This is a genomic window from Ruegeria sp. YTSA075 (assembly GCF_059610245.1).
Genome location: NZ_JBXWNG010000001.1, coordinates 1 through 16,902 on the forward strand (window position 1 = coordinate 1; position 16,902 = coordinate 16,902).

General features: G+C 56.1%; 16 protein-coding genes. 1 reads left to right on the plus strand and 15 read right to left on the minus strand.

Annotated features, from left to right (window positions below; all coding sequences use genetic code 11):
• Positions 1 to 281 precede the first annotated feature (281 nt).
• The gene (locus AC2FGE_RS00005) at positions 282 to 1,028 is read left to right on the plus strand and encodes a LytTR family DNA-binding domain-containing protein (RefSeq protein ID WP_496817170.1); all 747 of its coding nucleotides are present in this window, start codon (positions 282 to 284) and stop codon (positions 1,026 to 1,028) included.
• Here the strand turns inward: AC2FGE_RS00005 and pdeM are convergent.
• From pdeM to AC2FGE_RS00080, 15 genes are all read right to left on the minus strand, one after another.
• The gene (gene pdeM / locus AC2FGE_RS00010) at positions 1,025 to 1,693 is read right to left on the minus strand and encodes a ligase-associated DNA damage response endonuclease PdeM (RefSeq protein ID WP_496817171.1); all 669 of its coding nucleotides are present in this window, start codon (positions 1,691 to 1,693) and stop codon (positions 1,025 to 1,027) included. The two genes, AC2FGE_RS00005 and pdeM, sit on opposite strands and share 4 nt — an antisense overlap.
• A 39-nt stretch (positions 1,694 to 1,732) precedes the next feature.
• A complete protein-coding gene (locus AC2FGE_RS00015; protein ID WP_496817172.1) occupies positions 1,733 to 4,144 on the minus strand; it encodes a ligase-associated DNA damage response DEXH box helicase in 2,412 nt (803 codons plus the stop codon).
• Positions 4,145 to 4,184: 40 nt separating this feature from the next.
• A complete protein-coding gene (locus tag AC2FGE_RS00020; protein WP_496817173.1) occupies positions 4,185 to 5,492 on the minus strand; it encodes a DUF8689 domain-containing protein in 1,308 nt (435 codons plus the stop codon).
• Positions 5,493 to 5,608: 116 nt separating this feature from the next.
• Positions 5,609 to 6,154: a prepilin peptidase gene (locus AC2FGE_RS00025; RefSeq protein WP_496817174.1), complete on the minus strand. Its 546-nt coding sequence runs from the start codon at positions 6,152 to 6,154 to the stop codon at positions 5,609 to 5,611.
• Entirely contained in the window at positions 6,155 to 7,009 is an 855-nt protein-coding gene (locus AC2FGE_RS00030; RefSeq protein WP_496817175.1) for a tetratricopeptide repeat protein, read from the minus strand. It lies immediately after the preceding gene.
• A 29-nt stretch (positions 7,010 to 7,038) separates the two neighbouring features.
• Entirely contained in the window at positions 7,039 to 7,563 is a 525-nt protein-coding gene (locus tag AC2FGE_RS00035) for a tetratricopeptide repeat protein (RefSeq protein ID WP_496817176.1), read from the minus strand.
• Positions 7,564 to 7,627: 64 nt separating this feature from the next.
• Entirely contained in the window at positions 7,628 to 8,605 is a 978-nt protein-coding gene (locus AC2FGE_RS00040; protein ID WP_496817177.1) for a type II secretion system F family protein, read from the minus strand.
• A gap of 10 nt (positions 8,606 to 8,615) precedes the next feature.
• On the minus strand, positions 8,616 to 9,584 hold the full coding sequence (locus AC2FGE_RS00045) for a type II secretion system F family protein (RefSeq protein WP_496817178.1): 969 nt from the start codon (positions 9,582 to 9,584) through the stop codon (positions 8,616 to 8,618).
• An 11-nt stretch (positions 9,585 to 9,595) separates the two neighbouring features.
• Positions 9,596 to 11,032 (minus strand): TadA family conjugal transfer-associated ATPase, encoded by a 1,437-nt coding sequence (locus tag AC2FGE_RS00050; RefSeq protein WP_496817179.1) that lies wholly within the window; start codon positions 11,030 to 11,032, stop codon positions 9,596 to 9,598.
• Between the two features lie 24 nt (positions 11,033 to 11,056).
• Positions 11,057 to 12,292, minus strand: coding sequence for a CpaE/TadZ family protein (locus AC2FGE_RS00055; protein ID WP_496817180.1), 1,236 nt, complete (start codon positions 12,290 to 12,292; stop codon positions 11,057 to 11,059).
• Between the two features lie 203 nt (positions 12,293 to 12,495).
• Positions 12,496 to 13,119 carry an OmpA family protein gene (locus AC2FGE_RS00060; protein ID WP_496817181.1) on the minus strand — a complete coding sequence of 208 codons (624 nt, stop codon included), beginning with the start codon at positions 13,117 to 13,119 and terminating at the stop codon, positions 12,496 to 12,498.
• Positions 13,120 to 13,135: 16 nt separating this feature from the next.
• Entirely contained in the window at positions 13,136 to 14,509 is a 1,374-nt protein-coding gene (locus AC2FGE_RS00065) for a type II and III secretion system protein family protein (RefSeq protein WP_496817182.1), read from the minus strand.
• A 192-nt stretch (positions 14,510 to 14,701) separates the two neighbouring features.
• The gene (cpaB, locus tag AC2FGE_RS00070) at positions 14,702 to 15,580 is read right to left on the minus strand and encodes a Flp pilus assembly protein CpaB (RefSeq protein WP_496817183.1); all 879 of its coding nucleotides are present in this window, start codon (positions 15,578 to 15,580) and stop codon (positions 14,702 to 14,704) included.
• A 256-nt stretch (positions 15,581 to 15,836) separates the two neighbouring features.
• A complete protein-coding gene (locus AC2FGE_RS00075) occupies positions 15,837 to 16,178 on the minus strand; it encodes a hypothetical protein (protein WP_496817184.1) in 342 nt (113 codons plus the stop codon).
• A gap of 317 nt (positions 16,179 to 16,495) precedes the next feature.
• On the minus strand, positions 16,496 to 16,729 hold the full coding sequence (locus AC2FGE_RS00080; RefSeq protein WP_496817185.1) for a Flp family type IVb pilin: 234 nt from the start codon (positions 16,727 to 16,729) through the stop codon (positions 16,496 to 16,498).
• Positions 16,730 to 16,902 lie beyond the last annotated feature (173 nt).

The following is a 16,902-nucleotide window of genomic DNA, read 5'->3' on the forward strand; positions in this document are numbered from 1 at the left end:
GCCTGCTCGCAAACACCGTCACAGCAGCATGCCGCGCAAACAAACTGCCAGAACCCGAAGGCCTGACGGCCTGAGCCGGCGTACTGGGCCCACACCCGGAACCAGATTGCTTAAGACATGATTTACCGCGCCCGCATGACCACGGGCGTGGTATTTCTTTGAAAAGCTTCCCTTGTGAAGTATATAGTGATAAGTATTATTTTCCAGATGGTTACGAGGTACGTCTGCATCTTCGCCAATATGTTTAGTGTTGATACGGCGCGGTGCATTTGAAGATAAGTATGGATACCAAAGTCAGTGAACTCAGAACGGCACTTACCCCTCAGCGCATGTGTGCCGCGTTCATTTTTCTTCCGTTGCTGGCATATGCCTTCCCACCGTTCATGGATACGGGTTTTTCATTTGGATTGCGCCTGCTGTTCTGGGTCGGCGTGATGACAATCGCTTTGGGCGCGATTTGTGTGACCCGGAAGCTTTTGCGAGACAAGCTGATACTGGTGAAACTGCCGCTGCGCGACCTGGCTTTCGCGGCGGTGATCTTGGTGTTTCTGACACCGCTGCTGTGGCTGCTGGCTTGGTGTTTGTTCACCTATACCGGAAAGATGGTGCCCGAGGTTAAATCGGTTGCCGCTTATGGCGCACTGTTTGCCACGGGCCTTGTGCTTGTGCGTCGCGGTGATTTGCATGCTGGCAGCGGGGAACCTATGCCCCCGGAGTTGCCACGTCTGGTCAGGCGATTGCCTGAAGGATTTGAGGGGCAGATTTACCGGCTGACCGTACGGGATCACTATGTGGACGTTGTCACCTCAGACGGTGTCTTTTCGATCCGATCCCGGTTTACCGATGCGATTGCCGAGATGGAGCCTGTGCCGGGCCATTGCTCGCATCGCTCGCACTGGGTCACAGATGCCTCGATTTTGGGTGTTGAAAAGACGGGAGGTAAAACGCTTTTGCGTCTGGTCAATGGCGACCTGGTGCCGGTCAGCCGCAAATATAAGCCGAAGCTGGAAGAAGACGGGCTGATCTAACCCTCGCGTGGCATCGGGATCATCTGCGGGTTGGGCCCGGTTAGAATGGCCATCGCATCCTTTGCCATCAGATCTGACAGGGTGATGTCCGAGCTGCGTAAACCGCCCGTGTAGGTGCCATAGGCGGGCAGAATAAGCCGTTTCTGATCCAACAAGAAAGCCGGGCGCGAAATTGATCGCCCTCGGATAGACAGGCGTACCTTTGGGTGAAAATGGCCTGAGACTTCGCCCTTGGAATTTTCCTCAGCGATGTGTCGGAATACCAGTGGGCCTTTGGCCCATTCTGCCAGATGTGTCCCACCCAATTCGATAGGGCCGGGATCGTGGTTGCCTTCAATCCAGACCCATTCCCGACCGGCCTGCAGCGCTGCGATCTGCAGCTTCTCGGATTCTGCCAAGGTGGTTGAGGCAACCAGATCGTCGAAACTGTCACCCAGGCACAGAACGTTTTGTGCGCCTGTCGCATCCAGATCGGTCGATAGCCGATCCAGCGTATCCCGGCTGTCATAGGGAGGCAGGGTCAACCCGCCGCGCCGCGCCAGCCGTTCGGACTTGCCCAGATGCAGGTCTGAAACACACAGCATCCGCTGCTCCGCCCACCATAACGCACCCGAGGGAAGGGCGCGCAGCGCCTGTCCGCAAAACAAAAAGTCCAAACCGTTCATGGTACGTTCTTTGCTTGATTCCGCGCCACGCGCAAGAGGTTACAACTGGTTCAACCCGGCGGCTTCGAGAAGGCGCGCGCTTTCTTCAGCCAGCAATCGCTCCTCAGCTGCACCTTTGACCGGGATCTTCCCCACCTCCAGAAACAGCGGCGCGGCCAGTGGTGTGATGCGGTCCAGCCGCAGCAGATCAATCCGGTCGCCGATCCGCTCCACCATTGCCTCGATGCGCCCAAAATCAACCAGCCCGCGCATGGCCTCCTCTCGGGTGATCTGCATCAGCAGGTGGCCGGGGTCGTATTTCAGCAGCGTATCGTAGAGGATATCTGACGAAAACGTGGCCTGCCGTCCGCTTTTGCGTTGCCCGCCGGTGTTGCGTTCGATCAGGCCAGCGATTGTGGCCGAGGCACGAAAGGTGCGTTTCATGACGGCATTGCCGGCCAGCCATGTGTCCAAACCCTCTCGTAAAGCGTCGCGTTGGAACAGGGGGCTTGGATCGGTCACGGCATCCAAGCCCCAAATCAAGGTCGCGTAGTCCGTTGCGACAAAACCCAAGGGTGCGAGCCCGGTTTCTTCCATGCGTTTGGTTAGCAGCAAGCCCAAAGTCTGCTGGGCATTGCGTCCCGCGAAGCCGTAAACGCATAGGTGCTCTCGTCCGTCGCTTGGAAAGCTCTCAATCAGCAGGCGATCACGTTGGGGCAGTCGGGATATGTCCCTCTGCAAGGCCAACCAGTCTGCAGTGTGATGAGGCAACTGAGGCCAATCGGGTTGTGCGAACATGCGCAGGATGCGGTCGCTCAGCTGGGTGGAGGTGGCAAATTTCGTCCCTGCGAAGGTGGCAATTTTGGGTTTCTTATCGGCACGACGGCTGACCTCGACCACCATCTCACGCAACCCCTCATAGCGCACGATCTGGCCGCCGATCAGGAAGGTATCGCCAGGGGTGAGAGAGGCAGCAAACGCCTCTTCAACCTCGCCGAGGGGTTTGCCGCCTCGGTTACGCCTGAGCCGAACTTTCAGCGTATCCGTGTCCTGAATCGTGCCAAGGTTCATGCGGATGCGTGCCGCGGCGCGGGGGTCGCGTAACTGCCACAACCCGTCAGGGCGCTGTTGCAGTCTTTGCCACCGATCATAGGCGCGCAGGGCGTAGCCACCGGTAGCGCAGAAATCCAGACAGGCGTCGAATTCCGGGCGGGTCAGCTCGGCAAATGGCCCGGCCGAAGTCATCTCCGCGAACAGCGCATCGGCGTCGAACGGCCCTGCCGCCGCTGCGATCAGGATATGCTGGCACAACACGTCACGGGGGCCTGCGCCGCGTGGTTCTCCGTCCAGTTCATGGGCCTTGGCGGCCTCTAGCGCGGCGACGCATTCCACCACCTCGAACCGATTGGCGGGCACCAACAGGGCCTTGGACGGGGCGTTGTAGCGATGGTTTGCTCGCCCGATCCGCTGCACCAGCCGTTTGACATTCTTGGGGGCACCGATCTGGATAACCAGATCGACATCGCCCCAATCGATCCCTAGATCCAGAGAGCCGGTGCACACGATGGCGCGTAGGTCGCCCCTGACCATAGCTGCCTCGACCCGTTCACGCTGTTGGCGGTCCAGACTGCCATGGTGGATGCCGATGGGCAGGCCTTCATCATTGGCAAGCCATAGATTGTGAAAGAAAATCTCGGCCTGCGCGCGGGTGTTGTGAAAGATCAAAGTTATTTTGTGCTGGCGGATTTGGTCTAGCACCGCGGGGATTGCATAAGCCGCGCCGCCGCCGGACCACGGCGGCATGTCCTCGGTTTCCAACATCGCAATATCAGGATCAGGCCCGGGATCGGCCTGAATGATGCGGCAAGGGTCCGGATGCCGTGCCAGAAAGCGGGCGATGCCTTCGGGGTCTTCGACCGTTGCCGACAGACCCACGCGACGCAGGTTCGGGCACAAGGTCTGCAACCGCGCGAGTGCCAGCATCAACTGATCTCCACGCTTGCTTTCAGCGAGGGCATGGATTTCATCCACGACGACCCGTTGCACCCCTTCAAACATACGCGGCGCATCCTCGTAGGAGGTCAGCAGGGCCAGGCTTTCGGGCGTCGTCAGCAGAATATGCGGTGGGTCTGCCCGCTGGCGTTTCTTCTGGGTGGCCGAGGTGTCGCCAGTGCGATCCTCGATGCGGATTGGCAGGCCGATCTCCTCCACCGGCGCGCGCAGGTTGCGTTTGATGTCCGCTGCCAGAGCCTTCAACGGCGAGACATAGATCGTGTGCAACCCTTGGCGGCCGCCTTCCGCCAGTTCGGCCAGAGAGGGCAGAAACCCGGCCATCGTCTTGCCGCCCCCGGTGGGGGCAATCAGCAAGGTGGCCGCGTCCTGCGCCCGGTCGAACATGTGTTGCTGATGCGGGTGGATGGACCAACCTTTGGCTGAAAACCAATCGGTGATCCGGGCGGGAATCTGCGTCATGGCCGCAGACTAACCGCCCTTGTGTCAGAATGGCACAGCGTTATTTGACGATCTTCTCGTCCTTGACGAACATGTTGGCCCAAGCCCGGTCGATCAGATCGGGGCTCATCTGATAAGGGATGCCCTCGAATTCGCAGATCGAAATCATCTGGTCGATCAGGAAGATCGGCTGGTAGTTCGCATAGATGTTATCGATGGTCGGGTATTTGACCTTGAGCAGATGAACCAGCGCGGCCTCATCCAGTGGCATGCCGCGTTTGCGGGCGACCATGGCGAAGATTTTCAGGAAGTTTTCCTGGTTCGGACCATCGATCTTGATCTTGAAGAAGATCCGGCGCAGGGCGGCTTGGTCAAAGATTTCATTCGGGTGGAAGTTGGTCGAGAAGATAACCAGTGTATCAAACGGCACCTCGAATTTCTCACCCGATTGCAGGCCGAGGATATCCTTGTTTTCTTCCAGTGGAACAATCCAGCGGTTGACCAGCGCCTGTGGCGGTTCTGCCTGACGGCCAAGGTCGTCCACGATGAAGATGCCACCGGTTGATTTCAACTGCAGCGGGGCTTGATAGGTTCGCGCGGTGGGGTTGTAAACCAGATCCAGCATGCTGAGCGACAGTTCACCACCTGTCACCACGGTCGGACGTTCGCACTGAACATAGCGTGAATCGAACCGTTTGCGGCGGCGCAGGCTGTTAGGGTCATCGGCTTCCTGCTCGATTGCTGTGTGCACAATCGGGTCATAGACGGTGATCACCTGACCCGCATATTCGATGGCGTACGGGACATAGACATTGTCGCCCAATGCATCGCGGATACCGTTCGAGATCGAGGACTTACCGTTCCCCGGAGGACCATACATCAGGATTGAGCGCCCTGCGCTGACCGCGGGGCCCAGGTGATCCAGCAGGCTGTCGGGCAGAACCAGATGGCCCATCGCGCTGACCAATTGGTCACGGGTGACCTGAATGTTGCGGATAGACTGACGTTTGACTTGCTCGCGGTACACATCCAGCGGAACAGGCATGGCGCCGAAATACTCTGACTGGCTCAGCGCGTCCAGGGCACGGGCCTTGCCTGCGTCGGTCAGCTGATATCCCATCTCGTTACCGCTATTGGCGTTCAGGGTGCCCGTGGCTTCCAGCAGTTTCTGTTCGCGCGCGATGTCGATCAGTTCCTGTGTGACAGCGCCGGGCAGGCAGATCGCCTCGGCCACTTCGGATACGGTGCTGGCATTCTTGCGAAACACCGTTTTCAGCATAATGTCCCGCATCATCACCAGCGGAAGCTGCATTTCGCCCAATCCCTTAGGCGCAGGAGGGGCCATCACGGCGGAGGTTTGCATATTCATGCGCGGCGCTCGTCTATCCAGAAATCACACACATGCCCGCAGAGGGGCCACTTGCGGGAAATCTGGCCCAGCTTTGTGGCGGGACCAAGGCAGCGGCATGGCGCACAGATGATAGTTTACGATCCGTAAACAGTGCCCAAAATCAGATACATGACCAAAGCCCCGGCCAGGGCGAGGCCCATCGGGAACTTCTTGCCGCGATCCCAGCTTTCCCAATGGGGCGCGATGGTGCGTAATCTGGTATGGCGGGCCAGCCGGTGAGTGGCAACGGCGCCCAGTACCGTTGCCAGCAGTATCGCGATCAGAACACCCAGGTCCTGAATCCAGACAAAGGGCGACGCAGCAGCCAGAAACTTTGCATCACCCGCACCAAAAGCACCGATGGCATTCAAAAGAATGCCCGCTACCAGCACAATAGGCAGATGCAGCAACTGCCAGATATATGGGGAAAAGGCGACCGGGAAGGGACCAAGCGAGCCGCTGATTGCCTCGGTAGACCAAGGGGGTAGGGCGATCAGCCCAACCACCACATAGATCATCGCCAAGGCGACAACCGCATGGTTCTTGATTTTCATATCCCTCATGTCTGTAAAGGCGACATACAGGCAGATCGGCAGGATGAACGGCAAGAACCAGATCGCCGCGCGAATAGGAATTTCCATTTAGGTAGAACTCTCAAGCGCGCGCAGAGATCTGACGGCTTCGTCAAAATGCTGCGGATGGGTCGAGATCGCCTCGCGGAACAGGTTCTTCGCGGTATTGATGTCGCCCTGTTTGACGGCTGAGATACCCATTGTGTTCAACAACTGCGCGCGTTCGACCTGTGACATCGGCACAACAGGCAGGCTGTAATTCCCTTGTGCCGAACGGGCCAGAACCAGGTTATTCTTTGCCGTAAACAAAGAGCTGTCCTGCCGAACGGCGTCGGAAAACAGGCGTTCGGCTTCGGCATACTGGCCCCGGGTCAGTTTGGAGTAGCCCCAGTTGTTCATGACGCTGCCGGGGCGGGTCGTCAGACCCATGGCTGTTTCATAGAAATGATCGGCGCGTTTCCATTCTTTTCTGGAATCAGCCACAACAGCCTCAAGCCGATAGCGCTTGAAGGTTTCATAGGTTGGGGGAACCGAATCCAACACAGTTTTTGCCTGCGCCCAATCGCCATTTCGAACCAGCGCATCCGCATATTCGACCTTATCGGAACTGTTTGTTCCCTTCATGGTCGTCACCCGTTTCCAGGCAGCGCTTGCTTCGGTGGTACGTTTTGCCCGGCCCAGCGAAACGGCCAGTCCACGCTGAAGATCGATTCGGTTGGGGTTCTTGGCGGCGGCGCCCTGAAAATAGGTCACCGCTTCGTTGGGATCTGAGGCGTTCAGAAGAACGTCGTTCAGGTTGGTTTCGTCGATGACGTTCACTTCCTGAAATGTGCGTTCAACCCGTTCTTCGGCGGATTCTTTTTCACACGCGGCCAGAACAAGCCCGCTCAGAAGGAGTGACGGAATCAAGAATTGTTGGCGCATTTTTGCGTCCTTTACTGCTCTTGCCTCGGTTACTGGCGTTTGCGCAGCGTAAATTGCCCGTCGCCGCGCTGTTCCAGTGTATATTCTTCTTCTTGCGGAGCAGTATTAACAGGATTTTCCATTTTTGCGAGTGCTAAGCGCAGATTGTCTCGGATTGCGTCACTTTCGCCATTATCCAGGGCAAAGGCGCGTTGAAACACCTGAGCGGCTTCGGGGTATTTCTGCTGCTCCATCAGCAATACCCCCAGATTGTTCCATGCTATGGGCCATTCGGTATCGTCTTCGACTGCACGCCTTAGCAAAGGTTCTGCCTGGCCCAAACGCCGCAATCCGAGATTGGCAGTACCCAGCGAGGTCAGGACTTGTGGCGTCATCCCCTGGTCAAGTGCGGCGCGGCTAAAGCTTTGCAAGGCAAGCTCATACTCTCCGACGGCCATCAGTCTGTTGCCGGTTGCAATGTTGTCGCTGGTTTGTCCATTGGGATCGACACCTGGCGCGTCCAGCCCGTTGGGCCGACCGATATCATCGCAAGAAACCACCGTGGCTATGACCACGGTGGCTTGAAGCAGTCGGCGAAGTCCGGGCCGGACACACCTGGTATTTGTGTTCATTGGCGCTTTATCCGCGGCCAAAGCTCGAAATGACATTTGCAGAGGGGCCAATCAGAATGATCAACAATGGTGGAACCGTCAGCATCATTGTGACCAGAGTCATTTTCGTAGGCAACTTATTTGCGGCTTCTTCAGCGCGCATGACGCGTTTGTCGCGCATCTCACCGGCATAAACCCGCAGGGCTTCGGCAATCGATGTACCGAATGTGGCCGACTGGATCATCACCGTCACGAAAGAGCTGACATCCTGCACACCACAGCGGGTGCCGAAGTCGCGGAGAACAGTGTCTTTGTCTTTGCCGGCCTTCATTTCATAGGCGACAACTTCGAATTCCTGCGCGATATCCGGATAGGATGATTTCATCTCACCGGCAACGCGGACAATGGCCTGATCCAGAGATTGCCCGGCCTCGACACAGACCAACATCAGGTCAAGCGTGTCAGGGAAGCCGGCGGTGATCGCCTCCTGCCGTTCCGCGACGCGGCGTGTGATCCAGTATTTCGGGATCATATAGCCGATACCGCCGGGCAGCAGGACCCGGATAATCTGCTGCTGGCCGGTGTATTCCTGATCTCCTGCCAACACCGTGATCAACATGACGCCCAGAACAATACCCGAAATACCCAGGGCAAACTGGGCAAAGTGGAAGAAACGCACAGCATCCTTGGACTGATACCCCGCTTGCCGCAGCTTTAGCTGAACGGCCGAATACTCTTCCTGGTCCTTGGGTTCTAGAAAGGTGGCGAACTTCTCAAGCTGCTCGTTCTGGCTGCCGTGGCGCAGCCTGTCCTTCTTGCCTTTCTTCGCCGTTTTGGGTGCGGCTGTTGAACGCTGAAGTTTTTTCAGCGGATCCTCAGGCTGGTTCATCATCAACGAAACAGCAACGCCGATCAGAACAAGGCCCAGAATACCCACAACGATCAGGGGGCCAAACTCACCCAGGTTCTGGGTCAGCAGGTCATTGATATTGTTCAGAAACTCCATGAGACCGCCCTCAGACCTTAATGTTGGTGATGATTTTCATGACGATCAGGTTCAACGTCAGCAGGATACCAACGACAAAACAGGCCGGAATGAACCAGGGATGATCCAGGACGTCGTCATAGTAGCCGGGGTCCTTGACCAGAATAAACACCAGACAGGCGATCGGGAAACCAGACAGGAACTTGCCGGACCACTGCGCCTCGGCCGTGATGGCTTTCACCCGACGGAACAGCCGGAAACGAGCGCGGATAACCTGCGCCAGACCGGCCAGAATTTCCGCAAGGTTACCACCGGATTGCTGCTGAATGCCGACAGCAACAGCCAGGAACCGCAAATCCTGCATATCCAACCGTTCTGCCATGTCTTTCAGCGCCTCGCCGACATCGCGACCATAGGCGCATTCGTCGGCGATCACACCGAACTCGGTTCCCAGCGGGTCCTGAACTTCGTTCGAAACCACCTGAATTGTCGAGACAAACGGGTTGCCCACACGAAGGGACCGGACCATCAGCTCCACGGCATCGGGTAGCTGCTCTTCGATCAGGCTCATCCGTTTTTTGGCTTTGTGGTTAACCCATGCGTAGACGCCCCCAATGCCAATCGCGATTGAAATCGCGATGCGCAGGGTGATTTCTGTGGCAGTGCCAATGCTGAGCCCCATGAACGCGACAACAGAGACCAAGCACATGATCATGATCAGCTGCCGTGGCGAGAATGCAATCGCGGCCTTTTGCGCTTTGTCTGCAAGCAATGAATACAGAGGGATGCTCTGCGATTTCATATGCTGCTGCATTTCCTTACGCAGCTGTTCCAATACCTGTTCGCGGCCGGCACCTTTTTCTAGCATGTCCAGACGGCGATTAACCCGGTTGTTCAGGCTGATGGATTTGCCGAACGCGACAAGATAGATGCCCTCGACCAGGGCAAGGACCCCCACAAATATGGCGACATAGATGATCGCCTCCATAGGCACATTCATACTAAGCTCTCCTACACTGTGGTTGGGTCATAAATCGACGCGGGCAGGTCAAAACCCCACAAACGGAACCGTTCCGAATAGTGGCTGCGTACACCGGTTGCGGTGAAGTGGCCGATGATCTTGTTGTCAGGCGTCAATCCAACACGTTGAAACTTAAAGATTTCCTGCATCGAAATAACGTCGCCTTCCATGCCGGTGATCTCGGTGATCGAGGTCATGCGGCGCGAGCCGTCCTGCAGACGGCTGGCCTGAACGATCAGGTTCACAGCGGATGAGATCTGGCTGCGGACCGCTTTGATCGGCATTTCGATCCCCGCCATCGCGATCATGTTTTCCAGGCGCGAGATACCATCGCGGGCCGAGTTGGCGTGGATCGTGGTCATAGAACCATCATGGCCGGTGTTCATGGCCTGCAACATGTCGATCACCTCGGCGCCACGCGTCTCGCCCACGATGATACGGTCAGGACGCATACGCAGTGCGTTTTTCAGACAGTCGCGTGGGCTGACCTCACCTTTGCCTTCCACGTTGGGCGGGCGGCTTTCCATCCGGCCTACATGGGTTTGTTGCAGCTGAAGTTCCGCCGTATCCTCAATGGTCAGGATGCGCTCGGCATTGTCGATAAAGCTGGACAGGGCGTTCAATGTGGTTGTCTTACCGGAACCTGTACCGCCCGAAACGATCACGTTCAGTCGGGTCGACACCGCGGCCTGCAAATAGACGGCCATTTCTTCGGTAAACGCACCGAAATTGACCAGATCATCGATACCCAGTTTATCTTTCTTAAACTTACGAATCGACACCAATGAGCCGTCCACCGCAATTGGCGGCACCATGGCGTTGAAACGCGACCCATCGGCCAGACGGGCGTCAACATAGGGGTTGGATTCATCAACTCGACGACCCACAGCGGATACGATCTTGTCGATGATCCGCATCAGGTGTTTTTCGTCCTTGAACGTGATGTCACTGATTTCCAGCTTACCGGCGCGTTCCACAAAGATCTGTTGCGGGCCGTTTACCAGAATATCGTTGACAGTGTCGTCCTGAAGCAGCGTTTCCAAGGGGCCAAGGCCTGTAACCTCGTCATAAAGTTCTTTGTTCAGCTGTGTCCGGTCTTCCCGGTTCAGAACAATGCTACGCGCTTCGAGAACTTCGCTGGCGATCGCGCTGATCTCTGAGCGCAGCTCGGATTCGTCCGCGTTTTCCAGTGCGGAAAGATTCAGGTTTTCTAGCAGTTCGCGGTGCAGTTCGATCTTGATTTCGCTCAGCCGCTCTTTGCGTTTGCGATCGCGATCAACACCGACCGCTTCCGCCGCTGCCTTCTGAACCGGCTTACGGGCGATGGCGGTTTGAGTCGGGGTATCTACAGTCGCGGCGTCTGCAGGCGCTTTGGCCGGCGTTTGCACCGGCTGCGCTTCGGGCTGTTTTTTGTATCTTGAAAACACGACTGATCCCCCCTTGGGATGGTTTTATGCGGCCTCGGCGTCACTACTGCCCAGGCTATGAAGTGATTTCGCCAGCTTCGCGAATTCGCGGCGCAGTGGGTTCTTGGCTGCGGCGTTGGCCAATGGCAGGCCGTGATCGCCGCTTTGCATCACAGGTTTTCCGCCATCCGGCAGTTGCAGATCAATGGAAATGCCAAGACTTTCACCCATGCGTTTTACACGGCCTTTACCATTCAGATCGGTGAATTTGGGCGCACGGTTCAGCGCGAAACGCAGTTTTTCGAACGGCAATTCTTCGGCTTGCAGGGCGCGTTTCAGGCGCAATGCGTTTTGGGCAGATCGCATATCCAGCTCGATCATGGCAAAATACACATGGGATGCCTGCAAAACGGTTTCTGACCAGTGAACCAGCGTTTTCGGCATGTCCACGACGACGTAGTCGAAATGCTTGCGCGCCATATCTATGACCCGCTGAATGTCTTCTGGCGTAATCAGATCCAGCGGCACCATGTCGGCCGGCGCAGTCAAAACCTGCAGCTTTTCTTCATAGGTTTGAAGCGCTTGCGAGAAGACTTCATCATCCATGGCTGCTGTGTCAGACAGCATTTCGAACACGGTCTCGCGGCGTGGCAAATCAAGGTAGGTTGAGACTGTGCCGAATTGCAGATCCAGATCGATCAGGCAAACCGTCGGGGCCTCCTTGTCAGACACGTTAGAGAGTTCCCACGCAAGGTTCACGGCCATGGTTGTTGAGCCGACACCTCCGGCCAGGCCATGTACGACGAACATTGCACCTTCTTTGGCATCACCGCCGGCCAACGGAACAGCCGCTGCGTGTGCAGCGGCAACCGGGTCGGGCTGGTTCATGCGTTCGATGGCTTCCTGCAATTCGCCTTCGGGTAGGGGGTAGGGGACAAACTCGTCCGCCCCCTTTCGCAGAAGCTGATGCAAGGATGCGGGTGTGACATCCTCGGCGATCAATACTACTTTGATTTTCTTTTCTTTCGCTTGTGCGATGATTTCGCCCATCAGGGAAAGGTTGTCTTCGTCTTCGCCATCAATGGCCAAGGCCACGAATTGCAGTGAATCGGCTTCGGGTTGACCGAAAAACGCCAATGCCTCGGCAAAACCAAGATCACCCCATCGCTCACCCAGAGCGGCCTCCATATCTTCGATCAACAGATCGAAGTTCTGGACGTCCCGGCTTATCGTGCAGGCCAGAATACCGGTGTTATCGTCATGCGGCGTCGCGCTGGTCATACAAACTACCCTCGTTGAAAGAGGCCAGCATTTCTTGCGGACGAAGATCACGCCGATTGATTTGCTGTCGCCCCTATGCGGTCAATTCAGGCCGCAGGTCACCCAATTGTTGACAATGTCGCTGTGAAGTTGGGCAAGAATTTGGCGCAAAAGAACCAATTGTAGGGAAATGGGCGACGATGTCGCCCATTTCGGGTGTATTATCAACCGTCGGCAGAGGTGCTAGACGATTCTTCAATATAGCTGGGCCGCGTTGCGCTATCGATGTACTCGCGATAGATGATGTCGGCGTACTTGCCATCCAATAGCTGTGATCTGCCGTCAGCAAAGCCCGATACTTCGGTAACAGTGCGACGGTTCCGCCGGTCACGATCCGGCGTGTCAATCAGTGGCCGCGTTTTGCCAAACGAGACCACCGCTTCGAGCCTGGAGCGTGAAATTCCCTGCTGAACCAGATAGTTAACCGCTGCTTGCGCGCGGCGCAGACCAAGGCTCTGGTTGTAGCTGGTCGATCCGACGGCGTCCGTATGACCATAAACGCGGAACCTCGCTTCTGGGAATTGTTTGATCCAGTCAGCCTGACGCCGCAGAATGGCCTGCGCCGAGGCATCCAGTTGCGCGCTGTTGAAGGCAAAGTTGATCTGGACCGGTACGTCTGCAGCGAATCTGCGGCTCAGGATCTGAGCGAATGTCAGCTCGCCATTCATGACCTGAATATTGTTTAGCGTCGCGTTGCCATATGCGCCCTGGTCGAGCTCATATCCAGCCTCGCGCGTACAGGCCGAGATGGCAACCGTAAGACCCAAGGTGATAATCCATTTGTTCATTGGTCTATCCTCCTTATCAATCCAGGACGTAGCCGTAGGAGCTGCCAAAGTCCTGCTTGGCAACCTCGGATGCAGCACCCGCACCTTGGCGATTCGTGCGTGCGACACGGCCCGTGACGAACAGGTCAAAATCGCTGGGTGGTTTGACGCGATCAGTTGGCAACGCAAGGGCTTCGCCGCGTGTTGGGCTGACCAAATGCGCAGTCACGATGATGACAAGCTCGCTCTGTTCACGTTGATAGTCGGCGCTACGGAAAAGCGCGCCCAGGATCGGAACATCGCCCAACCATGGGATCTGGTTGTTTTGATCGGTGAAATTATCCTGGAGTAGACCGGCGATTGCAAAGCTCTCACCATCCCGCAGTTCAATCGTCGTCTTCGCCAGACGCGTGATAAAGCTGGGTACGATGTCGCCATTGATCGTGAAGTTCGAACTTGTATCGATGGCCGATACGGCTGTACCCATTTCCAGGTTGATCAGGTCACCGTCCACCACGCGTGGTGTGAACTTCATTTCAACACCGAACTGTTTAAACTCGATTGCAACGACGCCATCGTCCTGCGGAACTGGGATTGGAACCTCACCACCTGCAAGGAAGGCCGCTTCTTGTCCGGAAAGGGCGGACAGATTGGGCTCCGCCAGATTTCGCACCAAACCTTTTGTTTCCAGTGCCTGAAGCAAAACATTGACCTGTGCCGAACCCACACCGAAGCCGAACAGCAACGTTCCGTCTTGGACCGAAACAGGGGGAACAAGGTTCTGAGGGTTGAAACCACCTGAAACGTCGCCGGCTCCGAAGGAAAGAGATGAAGAAAGCTGTTTCGCAACCGAGCGGTTCATCTCGGCAAAGCGAACTTTTAACATGACTTGCTGAACACCCCCGACCGACATCAGGTTCGATACGCGTTCAGGTGCATAGCGTTCTGCCAATTCAAGCGCACGTGCCAGCTTGGCTGAGCTTGAAACTGTGCCCGACAATACAATGCCGTCATTGGCGGTGCGGACCTCAATCGGCTCGGATGGCAGAATCTGACGCAGACGCTCTTTAAATTCTGTAACATCAGGCGCAACACGAACGCGCACATTTGCCAACAGCATGCCTGCGCCATCAAACAGCGTCAGGGTGGTCATGCCCGGTGTCTTACCCAAAACATAGATAGTCCGGTCTGAAAGCGATGAGATATCCGCAATGCCTGCATTGGCAATGCTAAGCTCGGCAAACGGCTGTTCGCTCTCCACAACGATCGCGCGATTCATCGGAACATCCAGTGTTTCCACCGTGCCCTTCTTTACCACACGAAGGGTTTCGGCCCAGGCGGCATCGCCGACCGGGCCCATAACAAGCGACAACCCCAGCAGGGTTGCGCTGATCCAGGAACGTATTGTCATGTGACCTGCCTCTCCGATCACGCCTCGTTTTTTTGGGTCTGATGCCCGATGGATTACAGAGTGCGCGAAAACCGAATTTATTGCAATAATCAATGGTTTCTGGAATTTTGTTTATGTGGACAATGGGCAACAATGACAAGAAATAGGCCGCGCTTGATGCGCGGCCTGATCTGATAACGTTCTGAATTGACGTCAGTTTGTGCAGGGGATTTGCGTCTCGAACGTGTCGCCGCCTTTTCGGATGCGTGTGGTGCAGACCTGCTCTTTCGCCTTTTCAGGCGCAGGCGCGATTTCTTCGATGCCCAACAGCTTTCTTTGGTCAACTTCGATTGCAGATGCGACCGATTCATCCTGTACACCAACAAGTGCCAAAGACAACCGACCAGTGTTCTGGGCCTGGGCAAGCGCCGCGACTTGCTCGGGTGTTGCAGCAACTGTCACGGTTCGAGCAATTGTCGTTTGCGACACGTCTGAACCTGCAGTCTGATCGACAGCAATCAATTGGATATTCGATTGAATCAAGCGGGTGATGCCACCGGCTGACCCCTCGGCGGTGCCACTCGAACCAGTCCAGTAGATATCAACATTGTCGCCCGGACGCAGGAAACCCGACACGCCCGATGCCACGTCAACGCTGATAGCGAAGGCGCGCATGCCTTTTTCCAAACGCGAGGTCAGGCCAGCCTTTTCGCCCGGCTCTGTGACTTTAACCGCTAGAATCGCTTCGTCTTTTTCCATCGTGCGGAGGATAAAACGTTCCTGCGGTCCAATTTCCGGAAACAGGACTGCCATCTCGGTGAAGGTGCCTTCGGGAATCGCGTTTTCGGGCCAATCGACGGCGCGAACGTCTTCCGGTGTCAGAGCTTCGCCATACTTCAGTGGCCGATTCGACACGTAAACAGTTACCGTGGGGATGACCTCGACCTGAGCATTCGCCAATGCCTCGGCTGCCGCCTGCTTCTGACGGGCCAGCTCGTTCTGGTACTCAGCTATATAGTTGCGCGCCATATAGACAGCGCCCCCCGCCAGAGCCACCCCGACAATCAGAACAAGTCCGAATACCGCTCGCATATTTGTACCTCACTTTTTCGCCGGTCGACTGGTTAGCGACAGTATCACTAATTTTGAACAGCATAATTCCTACAGATCAATTGTGTCGAAATATGGGACAAATTAGTCAATCGCACGGGATTCTTAATACTGTTGCACGAGTAGTTCTCTAACTCCGGCCAGCGAAGGACAGACCTAAACGCAACAAAAAAACGCCCTGCGTAGCTTGCAATGGCGTTTTCTGTTCTGGGTGTAAATGACCGTTGCTAAGTTTGTTTTAGCCGCCGCCCGAGCCGCCGCCATCGCCGGAGCCACCACTTGAACTACCGCCCGAAGACGAACCGCCGCTGGAACTTCCACCAGAGGACGATCCGCCACCCGATGAGGAGCCACCAGCGGTGCCCGCAGCCGTGAAACCGCCAGCATTGTCATTGTCGCCCGTACTGACGGTTGCGGATGTAAGTGCGGTGTTTACGTTCCCGCCGTAGCTGTTGGTCGCAGATGCGATTGCCAGATACAGGGCTGATCCGATGCCAATAATTAAGGCCGTCAACACAACCCAATCAACCGTTACAGCGCCGCCTTCGTCGTGCGAAAACTGCCTGATAAACTTCAACATCTCACCCCTCCGAGCCCATAGCTTGCTACGACCCAGGCACTGAAGTGGGTCGCTTACTCTGTAGTTTCGAGATCATATTTGCGTGATCTGAATGGCGGAAATAGGGCCAAAAATAGCACTTGGTGCCATAGTTTGTGAAAGATTGACTAAAATCATACAGCTAATGGTGCGTGCAGGCAGCCATGTGCGAAATCCATTCCGCCATAGAAAGCTAGCATTTTTCCTCCCACTGCACAGCTCAATCCAGCCGAGCGCTTTGCAAATAAAAAACCGCGCCATGTGTGGCGCGGTTTCAAATCTTAAGACTAAGCGATTGCTTAGTTGGTCGCGGTACCAGCTGTGGTCACACCACCTGCGGCAGAGTTGTCGCCGGTCGAGATGGTTGCACCGTTCAGCGCGGTGTTCACGTCGCCAGCAAGGCCGGTCGCGCCAGCCGAAATCTGCTGGTATGCAACGGCTGCCAGGCCGATGACTGCTGCGGTCAGAACAACCCAGTCAACTGTTACTGCGCCGTCTTCGTCTTTGCGGAAGTTCTTGATGAACTTGATCATGTTACGTCCCTCCTAAAGGATCTAATAAAGTCTGTTGAACCTTGGCGTCTTTCAGAGCTTTCTCTCTCGGTCCGCTCCAGTCCGTCTCGGTATGGGCTTATGTTTGACGGGTACGCGTGGCAGGAATTGGGCCAAACCCATATTTTTTTCTGTTTGATTTAACTTTTTCGATA